21 protein-coding genes are annotated in these 25577 nt (G+C 71.4%); 3 read left to right on the top strand and 18 right to left on the bottom strand.

All coding sequences use genetic code 11. The features are described 5' to 3' along the window. The 3 genes from AC4F3Q_RS03515 to dapA form a co-directional block, all read right to left on the bottom strand. Window positions 1-2751 (bottom strand): DNA translocase FtsK, encoded by a 2751-nt coding sequence (locus AC4F3Q_RS03515; protein WP_491038741.1) that lies wholly within the window; start codon window positions 2749-2751, stop codon window positions 1-3. A gap of 81 nt (window positions 2752-2832) precedes the next feature. Then, a complete protein-coding gene (locus AC4F3Q_RS03510; RefSeq protein ID WP_168445899.1) occupies window positions 2833-4518 on the bottom strand; it encodes a ribonuclease J in 1686 nt (561 codons plus the stop codon). 20 nt (window positions 4519-4538) lie between these two features. Next, window positions 4539-5441 (bottom strand): 4-hydroxy-tetrahydrodipicolinate synthase, encoded by a 903-nt coding sequence (gene dapA, locus AC4F3Q_RS03505; protein ID WP_491038740.1) that lies wholly within the window; start codon window positions 5439-5441, stop codon window positions 4539-4541. 93 nt (window positions 5442-5534) lie between these two features. Here dapA and AC4F3Q_RS03500 point away from each other — a divergent pair, with 93 nt between their 5' ends. After that, entirely contained in the window at window positions 5535-6410 is an 876-nt protein-coding gene (locus tag AC4F3Q_RS03500; RefSeq protein ID WP_491038739.1) for a polysaccharide deacetylase family protein, read from the top strand. Between the two features lie 13 nt (window positions 6411-6423). Here the strand turns inward: AC4F3Q_RS03500 and AC4F3Q_RS03495 are convergent, their stop codons facing one another. Together AC4F3Q_RS03495 and AC4F3Q_RS03490 are read right to left on the bottom strand one after the other, a co-directional pair. Continuing rightward, on the bottom strand, window positions 6424-6945 hold the full coding sequence (locus AC4F3Q_RS03495) for a dihydrofolate reductase (protein WP_491038738.1): 522 nt from the start codon (window positions 6943-6945) through the stop codon (window positions 6424-6426). Beyond that, entirely contained in the window at window positions 6942-7796 is an 855-nt protein-coding gene (locus tag AC4F3Q_RS03490) for a thymidylate synthase (RefSeq protein WP_491038737.1), read from the bottom strand. The genes AC4F3Q_RS03495 and AC4F3Q_RS03490 overlap by 4 nt, the downstream gene beginning before the upstream one ends. 86 nt (window positions 7797-7882) lie before the next feature. On the opposite strand from AC4F3Q_RS03490, the gene AC4F3Q_RS03485 reads away from it, so the two are divergent. Next, window positions 7883-8392: a GNAT family N-acetyltransferase gene (locus AC4F3Q_RS03485; RefSeq protein WP_491038736.1), complete on the top strand. Its 510-nt coding sequence runs from the start codon at window positions 7883-7885 to the stop codon at window positions 8390-8392. Between the two features lie 31 nt (window positions 8393-8423). On the opposite strand, the gene AC4F3Q_RS03480 is transcribed toward AC4F3Q_RS03485, so the two are convergent. The 13 genes from AC4F3Q_RS03480 to rimP all read right to left on the bottom strand — a co-directional run bounded on the left by AC4F3Q_RS03480 (window position 8424) and on the right by rimP (window position 24324). Continuing rightward, entirely contained in the window at window positions 8424-8873 is a 450-nt protein-coding gene (locus AC4F3Q_RS03480) for a hypothetical protein (RefSeq protein WP_168445905.1), read from the bottom strand. Window positions 8874-8884: 11 nt separating this feature from the next. Then, complete coding sequence (dapB, locus tag AC4F3Q_RS03475; RefSeq protein WP_491038735.1) at window positions 8885-9664, bottom strand: 4-hydroxy-tetrahydrodipicolinate reductase; 780 nt, start codon at window positions 9662-9664, stop codon at window positions 8885-8887. A 158-nt stretch (window positions 9665-9822) separates the two neighbouring features. Continuing rightward, window positions 9823-11151, bottom strand: coding sequence for a M16 family metallopeptidase (locus AC4F3Q_RS03470; RefSeq protein WP_491038734.1), 1329 nt, complete (start codon window positions 11149-11151; stop codon window positions 9823-9825). Between the two features lies 1 nt (window position 11152). Next, window positions 11153-13366 (bottom strand): polyribonucleotide nucleotidyltransferase, encoded by a 2214-nt coding sequence (locus AC4F3Q_RS03465; RefSeq protein WP_491038733.1) that lies wholly within the window; start codon window positions 13364-13366, stop codon window positions 11153-11155. 205 nt (window positions 13367-13571) lie between these two features. Next, window positions 13572-13841 carry a 30S ribosomal protein S15 gene (rpsO, locus tag AC4F3Q_RS03460; RefSeq protein WP_098457171.1) on the bottom strand — a complete coding sequence of 90 codons (270 nt, stop codon included), beginning with the start codon at window positions 13839-13841 and terminating at the stop codon, window positions 13572-13574. Window positions 13842-13967: 126 nt separating this feature from the next. Beyond that, entirely contained in the window at window positions 13968-16616 is a 2649-nt protein-coding gene (locus AC4F3Q_RS03455) for a peptidoglycan recognition protein family protein (protein ID WP_491038732.1), read from the bottom strand. Between the two features lie 199 nt (window positions 16617-16815). Further along, a complete protein-coding gene (locus tag AC4F3Q_RS03450; RefSeq protein WP_491038731.1) occupies window positions 16816-17775 on the bottom strand; it encodes a bifunctional riboflavin kinase/FAD synthetase in 960 nt (319 codons plus the stop codon). Window positions 17776-17777: 2 nt separating this feature from the next. Next, complete coding sequence (truB, locus tag AC4F3Q_RS03445; RefSeq protein WP_491038730.1) at window positions 17778-18803, bottom strand: tRNA pseudouridine(55) synthase TruB; 1026 nt, start codon at window positions 18801-18803, stop codon at window positions 17778-17780. A gap of 132 nt (window positions 18804-18935) precedes the next feature. Next, on the bottom strand, window positions 18936-19373 hold the full coding sequence (gene rbfA / locus AC4F3Q_RS03440) for a 30S ribosome-binding factor RbfA (RefSeq protein WP_491038729.1): 438 nt from the start codon (window positions 19371-19373) through the stop codon (window positions 18936-18938). Window positions 19374-19460: 87 nt separating this feature from the next. Then, a complete protein-coding gene (gene infB, locus AC4F3Q_RS03435; protein ID WP_491038728.1) occupies window positions 19461-22235 on the bottom strand; it encodes a translation initiation factor IF-2 in 2775 nt (924 codons plus the stop codon). Between the two features lie 71 nt (window positions 22236-22306). After that, complete coding sequence (locus AC4F3Q_RS03430) at window positions 22307-22615, bottom strand: YlxR family protein (RefSeq protein WP_491038727.1); 309 nt, start codon at window positions 22613-22615, stop codon at window positions 22307-22309. Between the two features lie 151 nt (window positions 22616-22766). Next, complete coding sequence (gene nusA, locus AC4F3Q_RS03425; protein ID WP_168445913.1) at window positions 22767-23807, bottom strand: transcription termination factor NusA; 1041 nt, start codon at window positions 23805-23807, stop codon at window positions 22767-22769. A 1-nt stretch (window position 23808) separates the two neighbouring features. After that, window positions 23809-24324 carry a ribosome maturation factor RimP gene (gene rimP, locus AC4F3Q_RS03420; protein WP_491038726.1) on the bottom strand — a complete coding sequence of 172 codons (516 nt, stop codon included), beginning with the start codon at window positions 24322-24324 and terminating at the stop codon, window positions 23809-23811. Between the two features lie 150 nt (window positions 24325-24474). Here rimP and AC4F3Q_RS03415 point away from each other — a divergent pair, with 150 nt between their 5' ends. Continuing rightward, on the top strand, window positions 24475-25557 hold the full coding sequence (locus AC4F3Q_RS03415) for a ferritin-like domain-containing protein (protein ID WP_491038725.1): 1083 nt from the start codon (window positions 24475-24477) through the stop codon (window positions 25555-25557). The last annotated feature ends 20 nt before the right edge of the window (window positions 25558-25577 follow it).

Below are 25577 nucleotides of genomic sequence, written 5' to 3'. Positions count from 1 at the left end.
TCAGCGACCGGTCTCGTTCCAGGCGTCGTCGACGCCCGGCGTGTCGTCGTCGTAGTAGTCGGTCGCGGCCGGCGGCAGGCCCGAGTCAGCCCCTGCGGCGTAGCGGTCGCCGTCCTCCGACTGGTCGTAGGCCTGCGCGCCCGAGCCGGGCTCAGGCTCCCCACGGAGCATCGCGAGGGTCCCGGCGAGGTCGTCGGGCTGCACGAGCACCTCGCGCGCCTTCGACCCCTCGGAGGGGCCGACGATCTCGCGCGACTCGAGCAGGTCCATGAGACGCCCAGCCTTCGCGAAGCCGACGCGCAGCTTGCGCTGGAGCATCGACGTCGACCCGAACTGCGACGTGATGACGAGCTCGGCCGCCTGCAGCAGGACGTCGAGGTCGTCGCCGATGTCCTCGTCGACCTGCTTCTTCGCCGCGGTGACCGCGACGTCCTCGCGGTAGACAGGCTTGAGCTGCTCCTTGACGTGCGCCACGACGGCGTGGATCTCGCTCTCGGTGACCCACGCCCCCTGGACGCGCATCGGCTTGGCCTCGCCCATCGGCATGAAGAGCGCGTCACCCTGGCCGATGAGCTTCTCCGCGCCCGGCTGGTCGAGGACGACGCGGGAGTCGGTGAGCGACGACGTCGCGAACGCGAGGCGCGACGGCACGTTCGCCTTGATGAGGCCCGTGACGACGTCGACGCTCGGGCGCTGCGTCGCGAGCACGAGGTGGATGCCTGCTGCTCGGGCGAGCTGCGTGATGCGCTGGATCGACGCCTCGACGTCGCGCGGCGCGACCATCATGAGGTCGGCGAGCTCGTCGACGACCACGAGCAGGTAGGGGTACGGCGCGATCTTGCGCTGCGATCCTTCGAGCGGCTTGACCTTGCCCGCGCGCACCGCGGTGTTGAAGTCGTCGATGTGCTTGAAACCGAACATCGCGAGGTCGTCGTACCGGGCATCCATCTCGCGCACGACCCACTCGAGGGCCTCGGCGGCCTTCTTCGGGTTCGTGATGATCGGCGTGATGAGGTGCGGGATGCCCTCGTAGATCGTGAGCTCGACGCGCTTCGGGTCAACGAGCACCATGCGCACCTGGTCGGGCGTGGAACGCATGAGGAGCGACACGATCATCGAGTTCACAAAGCTCGACTTGCCGGCGCCGGTGGCGCCGGCGACGAGGATGTGCGGCATCTTCGCGAGGTTCGCGACGACGTAGCCGCCCTCGACGTCCTTGCCGATACCGATGACCATCGGGTGCTCGGTGCGGCGCGCCACCGACGAACGCAGCACGTCGCCGAGCGCGACCGTCTCGCGGTCGGCGTTGGGGATCTCGATCCCGATCGCGGACTTGCCGGGGATCGGCGAGAGGATGCGGACGTCCGCGCTCGCCACGGCGTACGCGATGTTCTTGCTGAGGGCGGTGACGCGCTCGACCTTCGTGCCCGTGCCGAGCTCGACCTCGTAGCGCGTGACGGTCGGTCCACGGGAGAAGCCCGTGACGGACGCGTTGATCGAGAACTGCTCGAACACGTTGGTGAGCGCCTCGACGACCCGGTCGTTCGCGGCGGAGCGCACCTTGTGCGGCGGACCCTTGACGAGGCTCTCCTCGCTCGGCAGGAGGTAGACGACGTCGCCCTCGAGCATGGGCTGCTCCCCCGGCGGCACGGGAGCCGTCGGGGGGGCCGCGAGCTCCTGCGCGGGCGCATCGACGGCCGTGATCGCCTCGGTCACGGCGTCGTGGTCGACGGGCGCAGCGAGCACCTCGGTCGCCGCCGCGAGCACCTCCGTCTCCTCGGCCGCCTCGATCTCGCCGCGGAGCGCGGCAGCCTCGAACGCCTCGTCGCCGACGTAGCCGGGAAGCCCGTCGTGCTGCGCGACGTCCTGCGCGCGGGACCCGGCTCGGCCGAACCGACGCCGACGCTTGGGCGCCTCCTCAGGCTCACCGTCGTGCCGGGACACGCCCTCGGCGAGGGCCAGGGGCCCGTCCTCGTCCACGTCCGCAGGGACGCCCTTGCCCGTGAGGCGGTCCACGAGCGCCCGGAGCCGCGGGACGATCTGGTTGATGGGTGTCGCGGTGAGCACCAGGATCCCGAAGAACCCGAGGATGAGCAGGACCGGGACGGCGATCCACGCGCTCAGACCGGCGACGAGCGGGTTGCCTGCGACGACGCCGACGAGGCCGCCGGCGGACTGCACGGCGTCCCACTGCGGCGGGGCCGGCAGGTCTGCCCAGACCGCGACCAGTCCGCACACGGACACCACCATCGCCGTGAGACCGATCGACTTGCGGCTCGTGACGGCTGAGTCGGTGGGGTTGCGCATGAAGCGCACCGAGAGCCACAGCAGGAGCAGCGGCACGACGACGCCCACGATGCCGACCGCGCCAGCCACGACCACGTGGACCAGCTCCATGACGAAGCCCTCGAGCCGGAACCACTCCCGGCCCGCCGTGATGATCGTCAGCGCGAGGAGCAGCAGCGCGACACCGTCGCGGCGGTGGGCCGGGTCGAGGTCGTGCGCGCCCTGGCCGATCCGCCGCGCGGAGCCGCCCACGAGGTGGGCGCAGCCCATCCAGGCTCCCTTGACCATCCGGACAGGGAGCGGAGACCGTGCCGGGCCTGCGTCCGTCACGGGCTTGCGCCCGGTCGAGCCGGCGCGCGCGGACCCGGACTTCGCGGCCGCGGGGCGCGCAGCTCCCCCCGAGGCGCGCACCGTCGTCGAACGGTTGCGCGTTCCGGAAGAGGAGCTGGACCCACGTGTCGCCATGCTGCGAAATCTACCGTCCAGACGCACGCAGCCCCGGCAGGCGCCGCCGCGAGGCGGGCCGCCGGGGCTGCGTGGCGAGGATCACGCCTCGACGACCACCGGGATGATCATCGGGCGACGACGCAGCCGGTTCGACACGAAACGACCGACGACGCGGCGCATCACCTGCTGCAGCTGGTGCGTGTCGACGCTGCCCGTCGAGGCTGCCTCCTCGAGGGCTGCGGTGAGCTGCGGCAGGATCGACTCGAAGACGGCCTCGTCCTCGGCGAACCCGCGAGCGTGGATCTCGGGCCCTGCGAGGACCTTGCCGGTCCCCGAGTCGATCACGGCGAACAGGGAGATGAAGCCCTCCTCGCCGAGGATCCTCCGGTCCTTGAGCTCCGCGTCCGTGAGCTCGCCGACGCTCGAGCCGTCCACGTAGACGTAACCGCACGGGACCGCGCCCACGATCGACGCCTTGCCGTCGACGAGGTCGATCACGAAGCCGTCCTCAGCGAGCACGACGCGCTCGGGCGGAACGCCCGTGCGCACCGCGAGGGCGCCGTTCGCGACGAGGTGACGCACCTCGCCGTGGACCGGCATGACGTTCTTCGGTCGAAGGATGTTGTAGCAGTACAGGAGCTCGCCGGCGGAAGCATGGCCCGAGACGTGGACCTTGGCGTTGCCCGAGTGCACGACGCGTGCGCCGAGGCGCGTGAGGCCGTTGATGACGCGGTACACCGAGTTCTCGTTGCCCGGGATGAGCGACGACGCGAGGATCACCGTGTCGCCGGGACCGACAGACACCTTGTGGTCACGGTTCGCGATGCGCGACAGCGCTGCCATCGGCTCGCCCTGCGAGCCGGTGCACATGAGCACGACCTGGTCGTCGCGCAGCGTGTCGATCTTCTTGATGTCGATGAGCAGGCCCTCGGGCACGTCGAGGTAGCCGAGCTCTGCCGCAATCCCCATGTTGCGGACCATGGAGCGGCCGACGAACGCGACGCGGCGCCCGTGGGAGTGCGCGGCGTTGAGGACCTGCTGGACCCGGTGCACGTGCGACGCGAAGGACGCGACGACGACACGCTTCTCGCACGTGTCGAACACGGCGTCGAGCACGGGGCCGATCTCCGTCTCGTTCGTGACGAAACCGGGGACCTCAGCGTTCGTGGAGTCGACCATGAACAGGTCGACGCCCTTCTCGCCGAGGCGCGCGAACGCGCGCAGGTCGGTGACGCGCCCGTCGAGCGGGAGCTGGTCCATCTTGAAGTCGCCCGTGTGCAGGACGGTGCCCGCCGACGTGGTCACCGCGACCGCGAGCGCGTCCGGGATCGAGTGGTTGACGGCGACGAACTCGCAGTCGAACACACCGAGCTTCTCGGTCTGCCCCTCCTTGACCGTGAGGGTCAACGGGGTGATGCGGTGCTCCTTGAGCTTCGCCTCGATGAAGGCGAGCGTGAGCTGCGACCCGACGAGCGGGATGTCGCGGCGCAGACGCAGGAGGTAGGGCACGCCACCGATGTGGTCCTCGTGGCCGTGCGTCAGGACGATCGCCTCGATGTCGTCGAGGCGGTCCTTGATGTAGTCGAAGTCGGGGAGGATCAGGTCGACCCCGGGCTGGTGGTCCTCAGGGAACAGGACCCCGCAGTCGATGATCAGCAGGCGTCCCTCGTGCTCGAGGACCGCCATGTTCCGGCCGACCTCACCGAGCCCGCCGAGGGGCACGATGCGCAGGGCGCCGGGTGCCAAGGGAGGCGGTGCGGGAAGCTCGGGGTGGGAGTGGCTCAACGTGGTGCCTTTCGTTCTGCTCAGTCGACCAGGCCGGCAGCCACCAGGTGGCTGCGCACGCCGGCGACCTCGTCATCGGTGGCTGCCACCTGGGGCAGCCGAAGAATGCGGTTGGGAAGCAGGCCGAGGATCTCGAGCGCTGCCTTGGCCATGACGGCCTGGAAGCCAGCACCGTTGACGGCGTCGATCGCTTCCGTGATGGTCGAGAACACGCGCCAGGCGCGGGCGTGGTCGCCCGCGTCGAAGGCTGCGGTGATCTCGGCGAGCTGGTCGCCGACGAGGTGCCCGGCGACCGACACGATGCCGCTCGCGCCGTACGCGAGATAGGCGGGGTACAGCGAGTCGTCACCGCAGTACCAGGCGAGGCCGGTCGATGCGATGAGCTTGGAGGCCCCGTAGATGTCACCCGTCGCGTCCTTGATCGCCACGACGTTCTGGTGCTCTGCGAGGCGGCTGATCGTGCTGGGTGAGAAGCGGACGCCGGTCCGCGCCGGGACGTCGTAGAGCATGACCGGGAGGTCGGTCGCCTCGGCGACGGCGAGCGTGTGCCGGTAGACGCCCTCCTGGCTCGGTCGCGAGTAGTAGGGGCTCACGACGAGGAGGCCGTGCGCCCCCGCTGCTGCTGCCTGCTCGGCCATGCGCACGGCGTGCGCCGTGTCGTTCGAGCCGGCACCGGCGACGATCCGTGCGCGGTCTCCGACGGCCTCGACGACCGCAGTGACGAGCTCGGCCTTCTCCGGCGCGTGCGTCGTCGGCGACTCGCCTGTCGTGCCGTTGAGCACGAGACCGTCGTGGCCGTGGTCGACGAGGTGGGTCGCGAGCCGCACCGCGGCGTCGATGTCCACCTCACCGTCGATACGCATCGGGGTGACCATGGCGGTGAGCACTGCGCCGAACGGGCGCGCAGGGGTCTGTGCAGGCATGGTGACAACCTACCGCGCCACGCCTCCGGGCGTGGGCTTGTCCGCCGTCGCGTCGTGCGGGCCAGGGCACCCCAACTGCTATCCTCGCGAACCGTGGGGGCAGGGACAGAACATGATGATGACACGACGCACGCCGGCACGCCCGAGGGCGACGGCACCGAAGCGTCTCAGGGTGAGCGAGCCGCACGCACGGCCGTCGGCGTCTCGCGCCGCCGGCTGCTGACGACGACGTTGTCCGCTGCGGCGGTCGCCGCAGCGTCGACCTACGCGGCGTCCGACGCCGTCGCGCACCGACCGCGCAAGCACGGCCCGACGTATCGCGTCTGCCCGCGCCCCGAGCTGGAGACGGCTCGCCGCGACGCGCGCGTCGTCTGGCGCGGTCACCCCGCGGAGCGACTCGTGTGCCTGACGTTCGACGACGGACCCGACCCGCGGTGGACGCCGCTGGTCCTCGACCTCCTCGCCCGGCACGACGCCCGCGCGACGTTCTTCGTGCTCGGCTCTCACGTCGTCGCGCACCCTGACGTCGCCCGCGCGACCGCGCAGCAGGGCCACGAGATCGCGAGCCACGGCTGGGACCACCAGGACATGACCGTCCTCGAGCAGACGCCCCTCCTCGACGAGTTCCGGCGCACCCACGACGCGATCGTCGAGCACACGGGCACGACACCTCGCCTCGTGCGCCCCCCGTGGGGCAGGATCGACTCCCCCGGCCTGTGGGCCGCGTCGGAGCACGGGTACGACATCGCGCTCTGGTCGCACCACCTCCCCACCGACGGCGCGGCTGCGAAGGTCGACCGTGACATCCAGACCGCGAGCCCCGGCATGATCGTCTTGTGCCACGACGGGCGCGGCACGCCCGCAGATTCGCTGTTCGTCGAGGTCGAGCGGCTCGTCGCGACGCTCACGGCGGACGGCTACCGGTTCGTCACCGTGTCGGAGATGCTCGCAGCGCCCGAAGCGCCGTAACGACCCAGAGCTCTCAGAGCGCTTCCGCTCCCGCGCGCTCGTACCGCGAGATCTCGAACCGCATACCGTTCGCTGCGGTCGTCCAGCCCTGCGCCGGTTCACGGCCCACGAGCCGCCACTCGTCCAGGTCGACCTCGGGCGCGAACGTGTCCGCCTCGGTCAGGGTGTCGATCGTGGTCACGACGAGCACGTCCGCGTACGGCATCGCGAGCTCGTAGACCTGTCCCCCGCCCACGACCCACGCGTCCTTGCCGCGCACGTGCTCGAGCGCGTCCGCCAGCTCCGTCACGACGAGAGCACCAGGGGCGTCGAGCTCGAGGTTCCGCGTGAGCACGACGTTCTCGCGGCCCGGCAGCGGGCGGAACCGCTCCGGCAGCGACTCCCACTGGAGACGCCCCATGACGACCGGGCACCCGCGCGTCGTCTCGCGGAAGTGCGCCATGTCCTCCGGCAGGTGCCACGGCAGGTCGCCGTCGCGGCCGATCCCCCGGGCGCGGTCCTGCGCCCAGATCATGCCGAGCCGGCCCGCGGTCATACCGCGACCGGCGCGCTGATCGCGGGGTGGTGCTCGTACCCGTGCACGACGACGTCGTCGAACGTGTAGTCGAACAGCGACGCCGCGGGCTTCAGCTCGAGCGTCGGGAACGGGAACGGCTCGCGCGAGAGCTGCTCGCGCACCTGCTCGTGGTGGTTGTCGTAGATGTGGCAGTCCCCGCCGGTCCAGACGAAGTCGCCGACCTCGAGGCCGACCTGCGCCGCGACCATGTGCGTCAGCAGCGCGTAGGACGCGATGTTGAACGGCACGCCGAGGAACAGGTCGGCGGAGCGCTGGTACAGCTGGCACGAGAGCCTGCCGTCCGCGACGTAGAACTGGAAGAACGCGTGGCACGGTGCGAGGGCCATCGCGTCGAGCTCGCCGACGTTCCACGCGGACACGATGATGCGCCGCGAGTCGGGGTCCGTCCGCAGCGTCTCGAGCACCTGCGCGAGCTGGTCGACGTGACCGCCGTCCGGTGTCGGCCACGACCGCCACTGCACCCCGTACACAGGCCCGAGCTCGCCGTCGGCGTCCGCCCACTCGTTCCAGATCCGGATGCCGTTCTCCTGGAGCCAGCGCACGTTCGAGTCCCCGCGCAAGAACCACAAGAGCTCACCGACGACGGAACGCACGTGCACGCGCTTGGTCGTGACGAGCGGGAAGCCGCGCGACAGGTCGTAGCGCATCTGGTGGCCGAAGACGCTGCGCGTCCCCGTGCCCGTGCGGTCCGCCTTGGGCGTACCGGTCGCCATGACGTGCCGCAGCAGGTCCTCGTACTGCGTGTCGACGGGACCCTGCCCGGGGCTGGCGGTCGAGGTGCTGACGGTGTCACGCGTCGGGGCGGTCATGACCCAGATCGTAGTCCGGGCCACGCCACCGGCGAGGGTGTGTCCGCGGTGTGCCGCGACGTCCGTCCGTGAGGGAGACTAGGCGGATGAGCCTGTTCTCCCCGACCGCCGACGTCTCGGTCCGCCCCGCGGTCTCGGGTGACGAGGACGCCGTCGCCCGTATCCAGCTCTCCGCCTGGGCCGCGACCCACACGGACGTCCTCACCGAGGACGTGCTCGACAAGCTCGACGCGGACCGCATCCGCGCCCAGTGGCGCGACGCGATCATGTCCCCGCCTGGCCCGGGCTTCGCCGTCCTCGTCGCATGCTCCGGACCGCACGTCGTCGGCTTCTGCGCCGTCGCTCCCGCTCAGCTCGTGTCGCTCGAGGTGCTCCCTGAGCACCGTCGCGGCGGTCACGGCTCTCGCCTGCTCATGGCGGGCGTCGACCGGCTCAGGTCGGACGGTGCGGACGAGGTCGTCACGTGGGTGCTCGACGGCGACACGGGCCGCGAGCAGTTCCTCGCCGGTGCAGGGCTCGGGCCCGACGGGCGCACCCGTGTGCTCGCGACCGGCCTCAAGGACGTCCGCGAGTCCCGCTGGAGCGCGTCGCTCTAGCGGAGGTCCCGCGCCGGCGGGTCGCCGTGCGCTAGCGGGCCCCGCTGCGGAACAGCGCCGATGCCCGCCGCAGCCCTGAGCGCGCACGCTTGCGGTCCCCCGCGGCGTCGTACGCGAACGACAAGAGGTACCAGGCCTCCCAGCTCTCCGGCTCAGCCTCGGTACGGGCCCGCGCGACCTCGAACGCCGCGTCGGCCGCGTCACGATCGATCCTTCCGCCCGGCGACCGCGGCAGGTCGTCGACCGGGAGCGCCCCGCGCTCGGCGAGCAGGTCCGCCATCCGCTGCACGGTGAACGCGAGCTGCCACTCGCGCACGATCAGCCCGAGGCAGACGAGCGGCGCGACGAGCGCCGCGACACCCATCGTGATCCCGAACGGGTCGCCCGTCCGGACGAGCGCGACCCCCTTGCCCAGGACCGCCCACAGGTACAGGGCGAACAGCGCCGTGACGACGACAGCAGGAACGACTCCGCGCCGCATGCTCGGGGCCTTCAGGAGAGGTCCAGGACGTTCTCGAGGCCGACCGTCAGCCCGGGGCGGGACACGACCTCTCGGACCGCGAGCAGGACGCCCGGCATGAAGGAGACACGGTCGAACGAGTCCTGCCGGATCGACAGCTGCTCGCCGGTGTTGCCGAACAGGATCTCCTCGTGCGCGACGAGCCCCCGCAGCCGGACGGCGTGCACGCGGACACCGTCCACGTCGGCTCCCCGAGCCTCCCAGCCCGTCTCGGTCGCGTCCGGGCTCGACGCGACGCCAGCCTCTTCGCGCGCCGCCGCGATCGCGTGCGCGGTGTGCCGGGCGGTGCCCGACGGCGCATCGACCTTGTCAGGGTGGTGCAGCTCGATGACCTCGACCGACTCGAAGTAGCGCGCGGCCTTCGCCGCGAACGTCATCGCGAGGACGGCGGACAGCCCGAAGTTGGGCGCGATGAGCACACCCCGCGTCGTGCCGCTGTCCGCGAGGCGCTCGAGGTGCTCGCTCACGCGGGCACGGGACCCGTCGTCCCAACCCGTCGTCCCGACGACGACGTGCGCGCCGCCGTCGAGCGCGGCATGGACGTTCGCCTCGGTGACCGACGGGACGGTGAAGTCGATCGCGACGTCGGCGCCGCTCTCGCGGACGACCGCGGCGACGTCGTCGCCCACGTCGATGCGGGCGACGAGCTCGAGGTCGGGGGCGCCGTCGACCGCGGCGCACACCGTCTGGCCCATGCGGCCAGCGGCTCCGAGCACGGCGACCTTGAGGGGGGTGGTGGTCTGGTTCGTCACGAGGTTCACCCTAGCCGCCGCGATGACGCGCGCCGGGGCGTGTCCGCCCTCCGGCGCGCTGCGCCGCGGTGGGCTGGCGCCGGGTGGCAGGCGCGACGAAGCCCCGGCGGGCTGGCCCGCCGGGGCTTCGGTACGGCCACGTGGCCTGGTCGCGAGACTCAGCGGCCGAACGGTCCGACGCGCACGATCGTGCGGTCTCGCGACGCAAGCTCCTTCGCGAGGGTCTGCACGTCCTCCGCGGTGACCGAGCGCATGCGCTCGAGCGCCTCCTCGAGGCTCTGCAGCTCCCCGTGGACGAGCTCGGCCTTCCCGAGCCTGCTCATCCGGGAGCCCGAGTCCTCGAGCCCGAGGACGAGTCCGCCAGAGAGCTGACCGCGGCTGCGCTCGAGCTCGGTCGGCGTGATCCCGCCGTCGGCGAGCTTCTCGAGCTCCGCCGCGAGCAGCGCTGTCACCTCGTCGACCTTGCTGGGCGTGCAGCCCGCGTACAGGCCGAAGATGCCGGTCCCGCCGAACCCGGAAGCGAACGAGTACGTCGAGTACGCGAGACCGCGACGCTCCCGGATCTCCTGGAACAGCCGCGAGGACATGCCCCCGCCGAGCACCGCGTTGAGGACGGTCATCGCGTAGCGACGGTCGTCGGTCGCGCTGAGCCCGAGTGTGCCGAGCACGACGTTCGCCTGCTCGACGGGACGGTGCACGTCGCACTCGACGCCGCGAGGGATCTCGCCGAGGTCGTCGATCGAGTCCGTGCGGCGCGGACGCGGCGCGTTCGCAGGGTCGAGATCCCACCCGCCCGCGACGAGGGACTCGGACACCTGCGCGCAGAGCGCGTCGTGGTCGACGTTGCCCGCAGCGGACACGACGAGCGTCTCGGGGCGGTAGTGCCAGCGGTAGTGCTCCCAGACCGCGTCCCGCGGGACCGCGTTGATCGTCGCGGGCGTGCCGCCGATCGGGCGGCCGAGCGGGTTGTCACCGAGGACGGCGGTCGAGAACTCCTCGTGGACGACGTCGCTCGGGTCGTCGTCGTTCATCGCGAGCTCTTCGAGGATGACGCCGCGCTCGGTCTCGAGCTCGTGCGCGTCGATCCGGGCGGAGGTCACCATGTCGGTGATGACGTCGACGGCCATGGGCAGGTCGGTGTCGAGCACGCGCGCGTAGTAGCACGTGTGCTCCTTGCCGGTCGCGGCGTTGGCCTCGCCACCGACGGCGTCGAACGACTCGGCGATGTCGAGGGCGCTGCGCCGAGCGGTGCCCTTGAAGAGCAGGTGCTCGAGGAAGTGCGTCGAACCGAAGTGCCCGTCGGTCTCGTCACGAGAACCGACGGGCACCCAGGCACCGAAAGATGCGGAGCGCTGGCCGGGCATCGACTCGGTGATGACCCGGACCCCGCCGGGCAGGATCGAGCGCCGGATGACGGCGCCGTCCTGCCCGGCGGTGAGCTCGCTACCGGGCTCTCCGGCCCGGGTGAGGGGAAGGTCCCAGCTCACGTCAGGCGTCGGCCTGCTCGTCGCCGGACTCTTCGCCCTCGATGACCGCGTGCAGCGACAGCTTGCCGCGCGGGTCGACCTCACCGATCTCGACCTGGACCTTCTGGCCGATCGAGAGCACGTCCTCGACGTTCTCGACGCGCTTGCCACCGACGAGCTTGCGGATCTGGCTGATGTGCAGCAGACCGTCCTTGCCCGGGGACAGCGAGATGAACGCACCGAACGAGGTGGTCTTGACGACCGTGCCGACGAAGCGCTCGCCGACCTCGGGGACGTGCGGGTTGGCGATCGCGTTGATCGCCGCACGAGCGGCCTCGGCCGAGGGGCCGTCGGTCGCACCGATGTAGACGGTGCCGTCGTCCTCGATCGAGATGTCGGCGCCGGTCTCGTCCTGGATCTGGTTGATCATCTTGCCCTTCGGGCCGATGACCTCGCCGATCTTGTCGACGGGCACCTTGACCGCGATGACGCGCGGCGCGTTCGGCGACATCTCGTCGGGCGTGTCGATCGCCTCGTTGATGACGTCGAGGATCGCGAGACGCGCCTCCTTGGCCTGGGTCAGCGCGCCGGCGAGCACGTCGGCGGGGATGCCGTCGAGCTTCGTGTCGAGCTGGATGGCCGTGACGAACTCGCGCGTACCGGCGACCTTGAAGTCCATGTCGCCGAACGCGTCCTCGGCACCGAGGATGTCGGTGAGCGCCGCGTAGCGGGTCTCACCGTCGACGGTGTCGGAGACGAGGCCCATCGCGATGCCCGCGACGGCGGCGCGCAGCGGCACACCGGCGTTGAGCATCGAGAGGGTCGACGCGCAGACGGAGCCCATCGAGGTCGAACCGTTGGAGCCGAGAGCCTCGGAGACCTGACGGATCGCGTACGGGAACTCCTCGCGGCTCGGGAGCACGGGGATCAGCGCACGCTCGGCGAGCGCTCCGTGGCCGATCTCGCGACGCTTCGGCGAGCCGACTCGGCCGGTCTCACCGGTCGAGTAGGGCGGGAAGTTGTAGTGGTGCATGTAGCGCTTGCGCGTCTCGGGCGCGAGCGTGTCGAGCTGCTGCTCCATGCGGAGCATGTTGAGCGTCGTGACGCCGAGGATCTGCGTCTCGCCGCGCTCGAACAGAGCGGAGCCGTGCACGCGCGGCAGCACCTCGACCTCGGCCGAGAGCGTGCGGATGTCCCGCAGCCCGCGGCCGTCGATGCGGAAGCCGTCCGTGAGGATGCGCTTGCGGATGAGCTGCTTCTGCACCGAGCGGTACGCGGCGGAGAGCTCCTTCTCGCGACCCTCGAACTGGGCGGCGAGCTGCTCGACGACCTCAGCCTTGATCTCGTCGAGGCGAGCCTCGCGAGCCTGCTTGTCAGCGATCGACAGCGCCTCGCCGAGGCTCGCCGTCGCGGCGGCCTCGACAGCGTCGTACGCGTCGGCCTGGTAGTCGGGGAACGTCTGGAACGCCTGGGTCTCCTTCGCGGCGCTCGCAGCGAGCTGCGCCTGCGCCTCGACGAGGGCCTTGATGAACGGCTTGGCAGCCTCGAGGCCCTGCGCGACGACCTCTTCGGTCGGTGCGACGGCACCCTCGTCGTGGATGAGGGTCCAGGACGCCTCGGGCGCCTCGGCCTCGATCATCGCGATCGCGACGTCGTCACCGACGACGCGGCCGGCGACGACCATGTCGAACGTGGCGCGCTCGCGCTCGGAGTAGCGCGGGAACGCGACCCACTGGCCGTCGATCAGCGCGATGCGGACACCCGCGACCGGGCCGGAGAACGGCAGGCCGGAGAGCTGCGTGGACGCGGACGCGGCGTTGATCGCGAGGACGTCGTAGGAGTCGTCCGGGTGGATCGCCATGACGGTCAGGACGACCTGGACCTCGTTGCGCAGGCCCTTGACGAAGAGGGGGCGCAGCGGACGGTCCACGAGACGGCACGCGAGGATGGCCTCGGTCGAGGGACGGCCCTCGCGGCGGAAGAACGAGCCGGGGATCTTGCCGGCGGCGTACTGCCGCTCCTCGACGTCGATCGTCAGCGGGAAGAAGTCGAACTGCTCCTTGGGGTGCTTGCCGGCCGTCGTGGCCGACAGGAGCATGGTGTCGCCGTCGAGGTAGGCGGCGACGGCGCCGGCTGCCTGCTTGGCGAGGCGGCCCGTCTCGAAACGGACGGTGCGGGTGCCGAAACGACCGTTGTCGATCGTTGCTTCGGCGAACTGGATCTCGGGACCCTCCACGGGTGCCCTCCTCTCGTCTCCCGCCCTGCTCTCGACGGTCTTCGATCGAGGCCTACGCAACGCGTTCGCGCTGACGGGGGCCACTACCGAGGACCGGACGAGACAGGCAGGGCGGCGGTTCAGATGATGACGAACAAGTCTTCGTCAGGACGGTGACACTACGCCAGCCCGGACCCTGAGGGGTCCGGGCTGGCGAGGTGTCGGATCAGCGGCGCAGACCGAGGCGCTCGATCAGGCTGCGGTAGCGGTTGATGTCGACCTTCTGCAGGTAGCCGAGGAGGCGACGACGCTGGCCGACGAGGAGGAGCAGACCACGACGGCTGTGGTGGTCGTGCTTGTGCTCCTTGAGGTGCTCGGTCAGGTCCTTGATGCGCTGCGTCAGCATCGCGATCTGGACCTCGGGCGAACCGGTGTCACCCTCGTGGGTGGCGTACTCGGTCATGATGGCCTGCTTGGTGGCCTTGTCGAGGGGCACGGCTCTCCTTGTGTTTCACTCGTTGCGCGGCGCCCTGGGGCTGGTTCACCCGGGCTCTCTCTGTCCGCGGCCGCTATGACGGCACACCGATCCTACCAGGCAGGCAACAGCCCGCGCAGGACCTGCTCAGCGCGCCGTGGTGACGGCGCTCACCCGAACTGTCCTCGCGTCGAGCGTCTTGACGGTGACGGTCCCTGAGAACGCCTTGGGCAGCGTGACGTTCAGACGGGAGAGCCTGCTCGTCTTGGTCGCCTTGAGGGAGAACGTCTTGACCTTCTTCGTGCCCGCGTAGACGGCGATGCGCCCGTAGCCCTTGCCCTTGCCCGCGGTGACCTGGATCGTCTTGGCGCTCTTGACCTTCGTGACCGCGATGGTCGCGCCCTTCTTCTTCGTCGAGAACGCAAAGTCGCGGAAGTAGCTGCCGTGCCGGACCTTGGTCCACGCCTTGGATCCCTGGGACCGCACGAGCGTCCCGGTCGAGACCGGACGCGTGATGGTGGGGAACGTCGCGCGGGCGGACGTCGTCCTGCCGGGAGCGACGGCGCGGATCCCGACCTGGGCCGACGCGCCGCTCGCGATCGTGACGACGTACTTGCGGGACGTCGTCGTCGCGACGGTCTTCCACGCACCGTAGCCCTTGCCGTGGGCCGCGGTGCGCACCTGGACCTTGTACGACGTCGCGCCGGGGACGGCCGCCCAGCGCAGCGTGGCCGTGCTGGAGAGCCGGACAGGGGCGGCCGTGGCGGCGGGCGTGGTGAGCGCAGGCTTGGCGAGCGCGCTCGGCGCGGGTGGCACGTCGGTCGTCGCGGGGAAGCGCGGGAACGCGAGCGCGCTCAGCGCGACGCGTGCGTCGTCGAGCGTGACGAGACGGATCCGGCCGTTCGTCGGGGCAGGGAGGTCGAGCACCCGCGCCGCGGCGCGGTCGACCGTGGACGCCGACCAGCTGAGCGTCCCGAGCGGCGTGTCGCCGAGCAGGACCTGCGTGCGCCCGCGTCCCGGCCCCGCCTCGCCGTGGACGACGACGCGACGCGCGTCGCGCACGCTCTCGACTGCGAGGCTCGCGCCAGCGACGTTCGTGGACCGCAGGTTCCCGTTGACGGCGCCGTCACCAGGCTCCTGGGTCCAGCGGAGCTTCGACGACCACGTGATGGCCGACGTCGCCACGGGGCGTGCCGTCTGCGTCAGGATGCTGAGCGCCCCGCGGCGCCCCGCGGAGTCGACCCCGCGCACGGCCACGATCCGGTTGGCGCCCGCGTCGAGCCTGACGGTCGCGGACGTCGCCGTCACGGTCGCGTAGGTACCCCACCCGCGGGAGTCCGTCATCGCGTAGCCGTGGCTGCCGACGCGGGTGAGCAGCTCGTAGCGCACCGCACCGGCTACTGCCTGCCACGAGTATGTCGAGCTGGAATCGAGCTGGGCGGGACTCTGCCGAGCATCGTGCGCTGCGACCCGTGGTGCGGGCAGGGCAGCCCCTGCCTTGCCGTGCACCGCTACCGCCTCGCCGACGACGGTCTTGACCTTCTTCCGGATCTCGGGGAGCTTCGCGTAGAGGTACTTGCCGGGGCACGCCGTGATGTTCGTGTCGCGGTGCCCCTGGATGACGTTCACGGTGACGACCTCGCCCGGCTTGGCATGCACGCCGCTCTTGGTGCTGGTGCCGGTCGTGAGGCGCACGGTGCCCAGAGGGTCGAGACCGTGCTGGTACGCCTTCCAGGCGAGCACCCGCGAGATCGCGTCGACCATCGCGGCTGTCGGCTTCCCCGTCTCGAGGTTGCCGATCGCCGAGATGCCGATCGTCGTCGTGTTGTACCCGCCGGCCTGGGCGCCGATCGGCAGCGTGTCGATCGCGCCGTAGCGCCCCTCGTAGATGGATCCGTACTTGTCGACGAGGAACTGGTAGCCGATGTCGGGCCACTTCATGCTCTGCGTGTGGTACGCGTAGATGCCTCGGACGAGCTTGGGGCCGTCGCCCTTGGCGTAGGAGTTCGAGTTGACCGTGTGGTGCACGTACATCGCGTTGAGGACCGCCGACTGGTCGGGCGTGCCCCAGCCCCTGCGGAGCTTCTCGTCGGCGCCCCACCCCTTGCGCGTGACCACGGTCGGCTTGATCTCGTAGCCGTTCGAGGCGGACGCGGAGGCGGCGGGCGCAGACGGTGATACTGCTGCAGCGTCCGCGGCCGAGTCGCCGGCGTCGATGAGCTCGATGCGCAGACCCGACGGCGCTTCGCCGCTGACCGTCCGCACGCGCGCCTGGATGCCGTCCGCACCGGCGGACGCGACCGGCTCGGTGCCCGTCCGGTCGGAGTCGGCAAGGCCCTCGGAGGCGGGCAGCGTCGTCCACTCCCCCCATCGGCCGTCCTCGCGGATCCGCACGACGACCTCGATGACCTCCTCGGTGCTCGTCGCGTCCCACGTGACACCAGCCACCGTGAAGGCCTCGGTGCGCTCGAGCGCGCTCAGTGCTGCGAGGTCAGGGTCCTGCGCCGACTCGAGCGGTGCGACCTCCTCGGCGTGGTCCTCGTGGACTCCCTCAGGCTCCTGCGCCTCGGCGAGCTCCAGCGCACGGGACAGCTGCGGGTCCGTCTGCTCAGGGTCCACGGGCGCGTCGATCGCCGTGGGGTCGGCGGCGGCCTCGGGATCGATGCCGTCGAGCGGCAGCGTGGAGCGCTCTGGCGTCACGGGGGTCGCAGCCGCGACGGGGAGCGTGACGACTGGGAGCGCCACCCCGGCGATGGTGAGCGCGGCCGTGAGGACGACCGGGACGATCCTGCGCATGCTTCTCCCTCTCGCGCGGCCTCGGGGGTGGCCGCCGTGTGCCTATCGGCGCGGAGGGCCCGACAATCAGCGAACGGGCCCGTCCGAGTTGCACGATAACGCACGGCGCGCGCGCACACGAGCCCCTTCAGCCACACGCTTCACGCCGCTCGGCGCGGCACGCGTGGCCACTCGACAGCCCGGGCGGCGTCCTTCCAGGTCAGCGGTGCGCGAGCACCTCGCGGCACCGGTCGACGTCCTCGGCCATGCGCGAGACCAGCGCCTCGACCGAGTCGAAGCGCAACGTCGGCCGCAGGTGCTCGACAAGCTCGAGCTCGACGACCTCGCCGTACAGGTCGAGGTCCGTCCGGTCCAGGACGTAGGCCTCAACCCGACGCTCCACACCGGCGAACGTCGGGTTCGTGCCGATCGAGATCGCCGCCGGCAGCACGAGGTCCTCGATCGGGGTGCCCTCGGGCGCAGCGTCGCGGCGCAGCCGCCCCGCGTACACGCCGTCCGCCGGGACGTGACCCTCGATCGGCCACCCGAGGTTCGCGGTCGGGTACCCGATCGTCCGGCCCCTCGCGTCACCGTGCACGACGGTCGAGCGCACCCGGTGGTTGCGTCCGAGCACCTGCGCCGCGCGCGCGACGTCGCCGTCGACGAGGAGGTTGCGCGCGCTCGTAGACGACCACCGCCCGCCGCTCAGCCCCAGGTCCTCGATCGCGACGACCTCGAACCCGTGCTGCGCCCCGAGCTCTGCGAGCGTCGCGAGCGTCCCCGAGTTCCCCCACCCGAACCGGACGTCGTGCCCCACCACGACACGTGCAGCGCGCAGGCCCCGCACGAAGCACGACTCGACGAACTCCTGCGGCGACTGCCGCGCGAAGTCGAGCGTGTAGTCGATCACGAGGACCGCGTCGAGGCCAAGCCCTGCGAGCAGCTCGAGCCGCTGTGCCGGGCTCGTGAGCAGCTCGGGCGCGTGCTCAGGCTGGTGCACGGCGCGCGGGTGCGGCACGAAGGTCACCGCGACCGACGTCAGGCCGCGATCGCGCGCCTGGTCGACGACGCTCCGCAGCACCTCCGCGTGCCCCCGGTGGACGCCGTCGAAGTTCCCGATCGTGACGACCGTCGGGCCGAGGTCACCGGGGACCTCCGTCAACCCGTTCCAGACGTGCACGGCTACTCCTGCCCGCGGGTCGTGCCCGCACGGTCCGGCTCGGGCCCACCAGCGGTCCTGGCGGCAAGGTCCTCGAGGGCGCCGAGAACCGCGAGCGGCTGCAGACGCTCGCCCGCGACCTCGACGACGGCGACGAGCGCCCCGTCGGGTGCGATCGCCGCGACGGGCCCCCCAGCGTCCTCGCCCTGACGGGCGATCCGTCGGCCGTGGAGCAGCTCGACCACCTCGGCGCCGGTCAGGTCGCGCGCCGCCATGATCGCGCGCGCCGCCCGTGCGAGCGGCAGCACGGGAAGAGGCTCGTCGCGCTCCTGGGCTGCGTCGACCAGATCGTCGACGGTCGGAGCCTCCTCGACCCCGTACCCGCCGACGCGCGTGCGGCGCAGCGCCGTGAGGTGCCCGCCCACACCCAGGTCCGCACCGAGGTCGCGTGCCAGGGCACGCACGTACGTCCCCGACGAGCACACGACGACGACGTCCACGTCGAGCACGACGCGCCCGTCGACGTCGACGCGGCGCACCTCGACCACGTCGAAGCGCGAGACCGTCACCGGGCGGGCGTCGAGCACGACCCTCTCCCCCGACCGGGCCAGAGCGTAGGCGCGCTTGCCGTCGACCTTGATCGCGGAGACCGTGCTCGGGACCTGCAAGATGTCGCCCGTGAGCCGTGCGACGCCAGCACTCACCGCGTCCTGCGTCACGCCCGACGCGTCGACCGCGTCGACGGGCTCGCCCTGCGCGTCGTCCGTCGTCGTCGTCTCACCGAGGCGGATCGTCGCGCGGTACTCCTTGTCGGCGCCGACGACGAATGTCAGCAGCCGGGTGGCCCTGCCGATGCCGATGACCAGGACGCCTGTCGCCATCGGGTCGAGCGTTCCTGCGTGCCCGACCTTGCGCGTGCGGGCCAGGTAGCGGACCTTCGCGACGACGTCGTGGCTCGTCCAGCCGAAGGGCTTGTCGACGACGAGGATGCCGTCGGGCGCGGGAGGCCAGGTCCGGGTGTCCGGACGGCGCTGGGGGCTGGGGGTCACGGGTCTCAACGTTATCAGCGGCGCGGCTGCGCCGACGCCGCGAGCCGAGGACCGTCCACGGGGTGGTCCGTCACGCACGAGAGGGTCGGACCGCGTGCTGCGGGCCCGACCCTCTGCGTGCGACGAGGACGCTCAGGCGTCGTCGTCCTCGGTACGAGGCTTCTTGTACGGGTCGGCGTCGCCGGCGAACGTCGCCTCGCGACGCACCTTCTCGAGCTCCGCGTCACGACGACGCGCCTCGAGCAGAGCCGAGTCGAGCAGCGCCGCGGTCTCGGGGACCGCGTCGAGGATGAACTCGATCGTCGGCGTGAGGCGGATGCCCGTCTGCTTGCCGACCTCGCTGCGGATGATGCCCTTGGCGCTCTCGAGCGCCTTGGCGGTGTCCGCCTGCGCCTCCTGGTCGCCGAGCACCGTGTAGAAGATCGAGGCGTTCTGAAGGTCGCCGGTCACGCGCACGTCGGTGATCGTCACGAAGCCGAGGCGCGGGTCCTTGATCCGCGTCTCGAGCATCTGCGCGACCACGACCTTGATGCGGTCAGCCACCTTGAGGGCCCGGGGGTGATCCACCATGTCGTCGCTCCTGTTCTGGTGGTGATGTCTGGGATGGGACGCCGGGAGGGCCGGACCGTCGGTCCGACCCTCCCGGCGTCACGTGCGTCAGGAGCGCGGCTTCTCGCGCATCTCCCACGTCTCGATGACGTCCTCGACCTGCAGGTCGTTGAACGACCCGAGACCGATACCGCACTCGAAGCCCTCGCGGACCTCGGTCGCGTCGTCCTTGAACCGCTTGAGCGACTCGATCGTGAGGTTGTCCCCGACGACGACGCCGTCGCGCAGCACGCGAGCCTTCGCGTTGCGGCGGATGAGACCCGACCGCACGATCGTGCCCGCGATGTTGCCGAACTTGGAGGAACGGAAGATCTCGCGGATCTCGGCGGTACCGAGCTGGACCTCTTCGTACTCCGGCTTGAGCATGCCCTTCATCGCAGCCTCGACGTCGTCGATCGCCTGGTAGATCACCGAGTAGAACTTGATGTCCACGCCCTCGCGGTCCGCCATGTCGGCGACCCGCTCGGCGGTCTTGACGTTGAAGCCGATGATGACGGCGTTGTCGACCGTCGCGAGGTTGACGTCGTTCTGCGTGATCGCACCGACACCGCGGTGGATGACGCGCAGCTGGACCTCGTCGCCCACGTCGATCTTGAGCAGCGAGTCCTCGAGGGCCTCGACTGCACCGGAGACGTCACCCTTGATGACGAGGTTGAGCGTCTCGACCTTGCCCTGCTCGAGAGCCTGCGTGAAGTCCTCGAGGCTGATGCGCTTGCGACGCTTGGCGAGCGTCGCGGCACGCTCGGCCGCCTCGCGCTTCTCGGCGATCTGACGAGCCGTGCGGTCGTCGGGCGCCACGAGGAACGAGTCGCCGGCGCGCGGCACCGACGTCAGGCCGAGGACCTGGACCGGACGCGCCGGACCAGCGGCGTCGACAGCGTTGCCGTGCTCGTCGAACATCGCGCGCACACGGCCGTGGGCCGTGCCCGCGACGATCGAGTCGCCGACACGGAGCGTGCCCTGCTGGACGAGGACGGTCGCCACCGCACCGCGGCCCTTGTCGAGGTTCGCCTCGATCGCGACACCACGCGCGTCCTTGTCCGGGTTGGCGCGCAGGTCGAGCGCCGCGTCCGCCGTGAGGAGGACCGCGCCGAGCAGCTCGTCGATGTTGAGGTTCTGACGGGCGGAGACGTCGACGAACATCGTGTCGCCGCCGTACTCCTCGGCCACCAGGTTGTACTCGGTGAGCTGCTGACGGATCTTCGCCGGGTTCGCCGACTCCTTGTCGATCTTGTTGACCGCGACGACGATCGGCACACCGGCGGCCTGGGCGTGGTTGAGCGCCTCGACCGTCTGCGGCATCACGCCGTCGTCCGCCGCGACCACGAGGATCGCGATGTCGGTGACCTCGGCACCACGAGCACGCATGGCCGTGAAGGCCTCGTGACCCGGGGTGTCGATGAAGGTCAGCGCGCGGTCGACACCGTCGTGCATGTGACGCACCTGGTAGGCACCGATGTGCTGCGTGATGCCACCAGCCTCGCCCGACACGACGTCGGTGCGACGGATCGCGTCGAGAAGACGCGTCTTTCCGTGGTCGACGTGACCCATGACCGTGACGACCGGCGGACGGGCCTGCAGGTCCTCCTCGGACTCGTCGGCCAGCTCGCCCTCGAGGTCGATGTCGAAGGCCCCGAGCAGCTCGCGGTCCTCCTCCTCGGCCGAGACCATCTCGATGACGTAGCCGAGCTCGGCGCCGAGGGTCGCGAACGTGTCCTCGTCGAGCGACTGCGTCGCGGTCGCCATCTCACCGAGGTGGAACAGCACCGTGACGAGCGACGCCGGGTTCGCGTCGATCTTGTCGGCGAAGTCGTTCAGCGACGAGCCGTGGCGCAGCCGGATGACCGAGCTTCCGGTGCCGCGGGGCACCTGCACGCCGCCGAGCGACGGCGCCTGCATCTGCTCGAACTCCTGGCGCTTCGCCCGCTTCGACTTGCGCCCGCGGACGGGGCGCCCTCCAGCACGACCGAACGCACCCTGGGTGCTGCCGCGACCGGCACCACCCGGGCGGCCACCACCACCGGGACGACCGGCGAAACCGCCGCCACCACCAGCGGGGCCGCCACCGGGAGCGCCGCCACCGCCGGGACGGCTGAAGCCGCCACGACCGCCGCCGCCACCAGCGCCACCGGGACGACCGCCAGCACCACCGGGTGCCGGGCGACCGACCGACGTACGGCCAGGCATCATGCCGGGGTTAGGACGGGGACCGCCACCAGGACGCGGCGCGCCCGGACGCGGAGCACCGGGACGCGGAGCGCCCGGACGGGGACCGCCGGACCGCTCGCCCGACGGCGCCGCCTGGGCGTCAGGACGCGCACCAGCACGGGGCATGCCCTGGCTGGGTGCGAACGGGTTGTTGCCCGGGCGGGGGCCGCTCGAACGCGGCATGCCCTGGCTCGGGGCGAACGGGTTGTTGCCCGGACGCGGACCGCTCGCCGACGGCGCCTGAGGGGCAGGCGTCGGGGCTGCGGGCTTGGCGCTCGGCGCCGCCTCGGCAGGCGCGGCGGGAGCCGCCGGCGCGGCCGGAGCCGGAGCAGCGGGTGCCGGAGCAGCGGGGGCGGGCGCCTCCGCAGCGGGCTCAGCGGCCTTCTCAGCAGGCGCAGCCGGGCGAGCGGGCGCCTTCGGGGCACGGGCGGGCTTGGCAGCCGCCGGCGCCTCGGCGTTCGCCGGGAAGGCGTCGCGGAGCTTCCGGACGACCGGCGGCTCGATGGTCGATGAAGCCGACCGGACGAACTCACCGAGCTCGCCCAGCTTGCTCATGATGGTCTTGCTCTCCACACCGAGCTCCTTGGCGAGCTCGTACACGCGGATCTTTGCCACTTCTCTCCTGTCCAGGCCCATCCCCGGACAGGGAGGGACCGATTTAGTTCTGGGGGCTCATCGCTGAGTACTCATCGGGTGCCCATCGGCGTCTGACCCGCTTTCCTTGGTGACTGTCCAGACTCGTGACGCCCGGCAGCAGGGAGCTGCCCGTCGCGTCCTTCGTGCTCTTTCATCCAGCTGCGCACCGCCGTGAGATCGGCTGGGCCGTCCAGGCGGAGCGCTCGTGCAGGTGCCCGCCGTCGTTCCGCGAGCTCCAGGCAGCGCAGGTCCGGGTGGATCCACGCGCCGCGGCCTGGGAGGCGCTTCCGCTCGTCGACAACGACCGGGACCGCCCCGTGACCGAGGCCCGGCTGGCCCGGACCGGTGCGCTCGCGCACCAACCTGACCAGCTCGGCACGCTCCCCGGTGCCACGGCAACCGACGCACGTCCGGACAGGTCCGGGGGCATGGTCCTGCCCAGTCTGCGACCCGTCACGGTCATAGAGGGAGGGCACGGCAGGCCCGGTGTGCGTCTGCACGGGGTCCAGTCTAGCGCCCCTGTCCAGTCTCGGGCGCAGGCGCACCGTCACCGCCGCCGTCGGAACGGATGTCGATGCGCCATCCCGTCAGCTTCGCTGCCAGGCGGGCGTTCTGACCTTCCTTGCCGATCGCGAGCGACAGCTGGAAGTCCGGGACGACGACACGAGCCGACCGCGTAGCCTCGTCGACGATCTCGACGGACGACACGCGCGAGGGCGACAGGGCGTTCGCGACGAACGTCGCGGGATCCTCGTGGAAGTCCACGATGTCGATCTTCTCGCCGTGCAGCTCCGCCATGACAGCGCGCACGCGCTGCCCCATCGGGCCGATGCACGCGCCCTTCGCGTTGACACCCGGGACCGTCGCGCGGACGGCCATCTTCGTGCGGTGCCCGGCCTCGCGGGCGAGCGCGACGATCTCGACGGTCCCGTCGGCGACCTCGGGAACCTCCATCTCGAAGAGGCGACGCACGAGGTTGGGGTGAGTCCGGCTCAGCGTGATCTGCGGACCCTTGAGGCCGCGAGCGACCTCGAGCACGTACGAGCGCAGACGCTCGCCGTGCACGTACTTCTCGGTGGGGACCTGCTCGTGGGCGGGGAGGACCGCCTCGGTCCCTCCGACGTCGACCAGGACGACCCGCGGGTCGCGTCCCTGCTGGATGATGCCGCCGAGCAGCTCACCCTCCTTGTCCCGGAACGTACCGAGCACCTGGTCGTCCTCGGCGTCGCGCAGACGCTGCACGATGACCTGGCGCGCGGTCGCGGTCGCGATCCGGCCGAAACCCGCGGGCGTGTGGTCGAACTCGGGGCCGAGCTCACGCAGGGTCCGGGTCGTGCCGTCCTCCTGCTGGACCTCGGTGAGGATCTCCTCGCGAGCGAGCACCGTGACGTGGCCGGACTTGCGGTCCACGACGACGCGGGCGCTGTGGTGCGCGTCAGGTGTGCGCAGGTACGCCGAGTGCAGCGCCTGCTCGATGGCCTCGATGAGCAGGTCCAGCGGGAGCTCGCGCTCGTGCTCGAGCATCCGCAGCGCGGTCATGTCGATGTCCATGTCAGGCCTCCTCGTCCTCGGGTCCGAGATCGACCTCGTCGATCCGCTTCATCTCGACCTCGATGCGTCCGCGACGCACGGTCGCGAGCGGGACGCGCACCTCGTCACCCTCGACGTCGAGGACCACGTCGTCACCGTCCACGTCAGTCACGCGACCGACGACGGGCTGCCCCTCGGTGCACTCGATCCGCACGAGACGCGTCCGCGCCCGACGGAAGTGCCGAGGCTCGGTCAGCGGCCGCGACGTGCCTGGGCTCGAGACCTCGAGCTGGTAGGCGCGCGGGAACAGGTCGGACGCGTCGAGCGCGTCGGAGACGGCGCGGGACACCTCGGCGACACGCTCGAGCTCGACGCTCCCCACCTCGTCCTCCTCGAGGTCCACGGTCACGCGGACGACGGCGCGCTGCGCCGGTCCCACGATCGTGACGTCCTCGAGGAACAGCCCGCACGCGCGCACGACCGGGGCGATCACGCTCGCCACCGCTGTCGGCGTCGGTGTCTCGGCCTCTGGTGCCATCTTCATCTCCTGTCGGATCCAGGCGCACATCTGCACCTGGTGACGACCGGTGTGTACTTGTACGCGCAGCAGGCACAGCCTATCGGCACCGCAGGGGTGCGGCATGCCGTGACCTGGTGACGCTCGTCGCGCGTGGCATGATCGGCAGCGATGGAACCGCACCCGCTCCTGCCCCCCACCGCCCCGACCGTCGTCGTGACGTCGCGGGGACGCGCCCACCGCGGCCCGCTCGGCGGTCAGGTGCGCCGGATCGCCGCGGCCGCCGCCGTGGTGGCGATGCTCACAGGCTGCGGGGTCCGCATGGAGACGCCCTCCCCGACGCAGCCGGTGCCGGACGCGGTCGAGGCCGCGCGGCGCGCGGCCGTCCAGGACGTCGTGGACGTCGAGGCGCAGGCCCGCGCGACGGTCGCGGCCCTGCCCGCCGACGCGAAGGGCGACGCGAAGCGCACGACCGACGGACAGCGCGAGTCGCTGCAAGCCGTCCTGGACGACGCCGGCGCGCACCTCGCAGCGCTCGGCGGACAGTACGTGTCCGGGCTCCTGGACGCCGACGGCGTCCCCCTCCCTGCTGAGCCGACCCCGGCGGTCGCGGAACCCGGAACCCAACGGACCGTCGACCGGCTCGTGCAGTCGTACGCCCGCGCCCGCGGCGCGCTGACGACCCAGGAGGACGACGCCGTCGCGCGGCTCATGGCCTCCGTCGCCGTCGCGCAGCTCACCCGCGCCCAGTCCCTCGCCGCTGCCGGCGGCGACACGCTCCCAGAGATCGACGCCCCCGTGTCGGCCCAGGTTCCCGACACGCTCCCCGACGGCGTGGACGCGGACCTGGTCCCCCTCGTCGCAGCCGAGGACGCCGCAGGCTACACGTACGAGGTGCTCGCGGCCCGGACGACAGAGGCCGAGCGGGTCGCCGCACGCACCCGGGCGGCCCAGCACCGCGAGCGGGCGGAGGCGTGGGCGCGTCTCGCCGAGGTGGACGGCACCGCGCAGGACCCGCGCAAGATCGCCTACGCGCTGCCCGACGGGCTCCTCGCCGACCCCGCCGACACCACGGGCGTCCACACGCTCGAGACGAACCTTGCCGCGAGCTACGCGACCCTGGTGTCGCAGGTCGCGCCCGAGCAGCGCACAGCGATGCTCGACCTGCTCACGGACACCTACGGGGCGGCGCTGACCTGGGGTGCGGCACCTGTCGCGTTCCCGGGCCTGCCTGAGCGGTTGTCCATCGGCTGACCCGCGGCCGCACCTGCACC

Source organism: Flavimobilis sp. BM9 (assembly GCF_058313055.1).
This window is presented reverse-complemented; position numbering and strand designations above follow the sequence as displayed.

Bases quoted from the DNA above. Each gene is read 5' to 3' on its own strand.
- AC4F3Q_RS03515 (WP_491038741.1), bottom strand. From the start codon at position 2,751: ATGGCGACACGTGGGTCCAGCTCCTCTTCCGGAACGCGCAACCGTTCG.
- dapA (WP_491038740.1), bottom strand. From the start codon at position 5,441: ATGCCTGCACAGACCCCTGCGCGCCCGTTCGGCGCAGTGCTCACCGCC.
- AC4F3Q_RS03495 (WP_491038738.1), bottom strand. From the start codon at position 6,945: ATGACCGCGGGCCGGCTCGGCATGATCTGGGCGCAGGACCGCGCCCGG.
- AC4F3Q_RS03490 (WP_491038737.1), bottom strand. From the start codon at position 7,796: ATGACCGCCCCGACGCGTGACACCGTCAGCACCTCGACCGCCAGCCCC.
- AC4F3Q_RS03485 (WP_491038736.1), top strand. From the start codon at position 7,883: ATGAGCCTGTTCTCCCCGACCGCCGACGTCTCGGTCCGCCCCGCGGTC.
- AC4F3Q_RS03480 (WP_168445905.1), bottom strand. From the start codon at position 8,873: ATGCGGCGCGGAGTCGTTCCTGCTGTCGTCGTCACGGCGCTGTTCGCC.
- AC4F3Q_RS03455 (WP_491038732.1), bottom strand. From the start codon at position 16,616: ATGCGCAGGATCGTCCCGGTCGTCCTCACGGCCGCGCTCACCATCGCC.
- rbfA (WP_491038729.1), bottom strand. From the start codon at position 19,373: ATGGTGGATCACCCCCGGGCCCTCAAGGTGGCTGACCGCATCAAGGTC.
- nusA (WP_168445913.1), bottom strand. From the start codon at position 23,807: ATGGACATCGACATGACCGCGCTGCGGATGCTCGAGCACGAGCGCGAG.
- rimP (WP_491038726.1), bottom strand. From the start codon at position 24,324: ATGGCACCAGAGGCCGAGACACCGACGCCGACAGCGGTGGCGAGCGTG.
- AC4F3Q_RS03415 (WP_491038725.1), top strand. From the start codon at position 24,475: ATGGAACCGCACCCGCTCCTGCCCCCCACCGCCCCGACCGTCGTCGTG.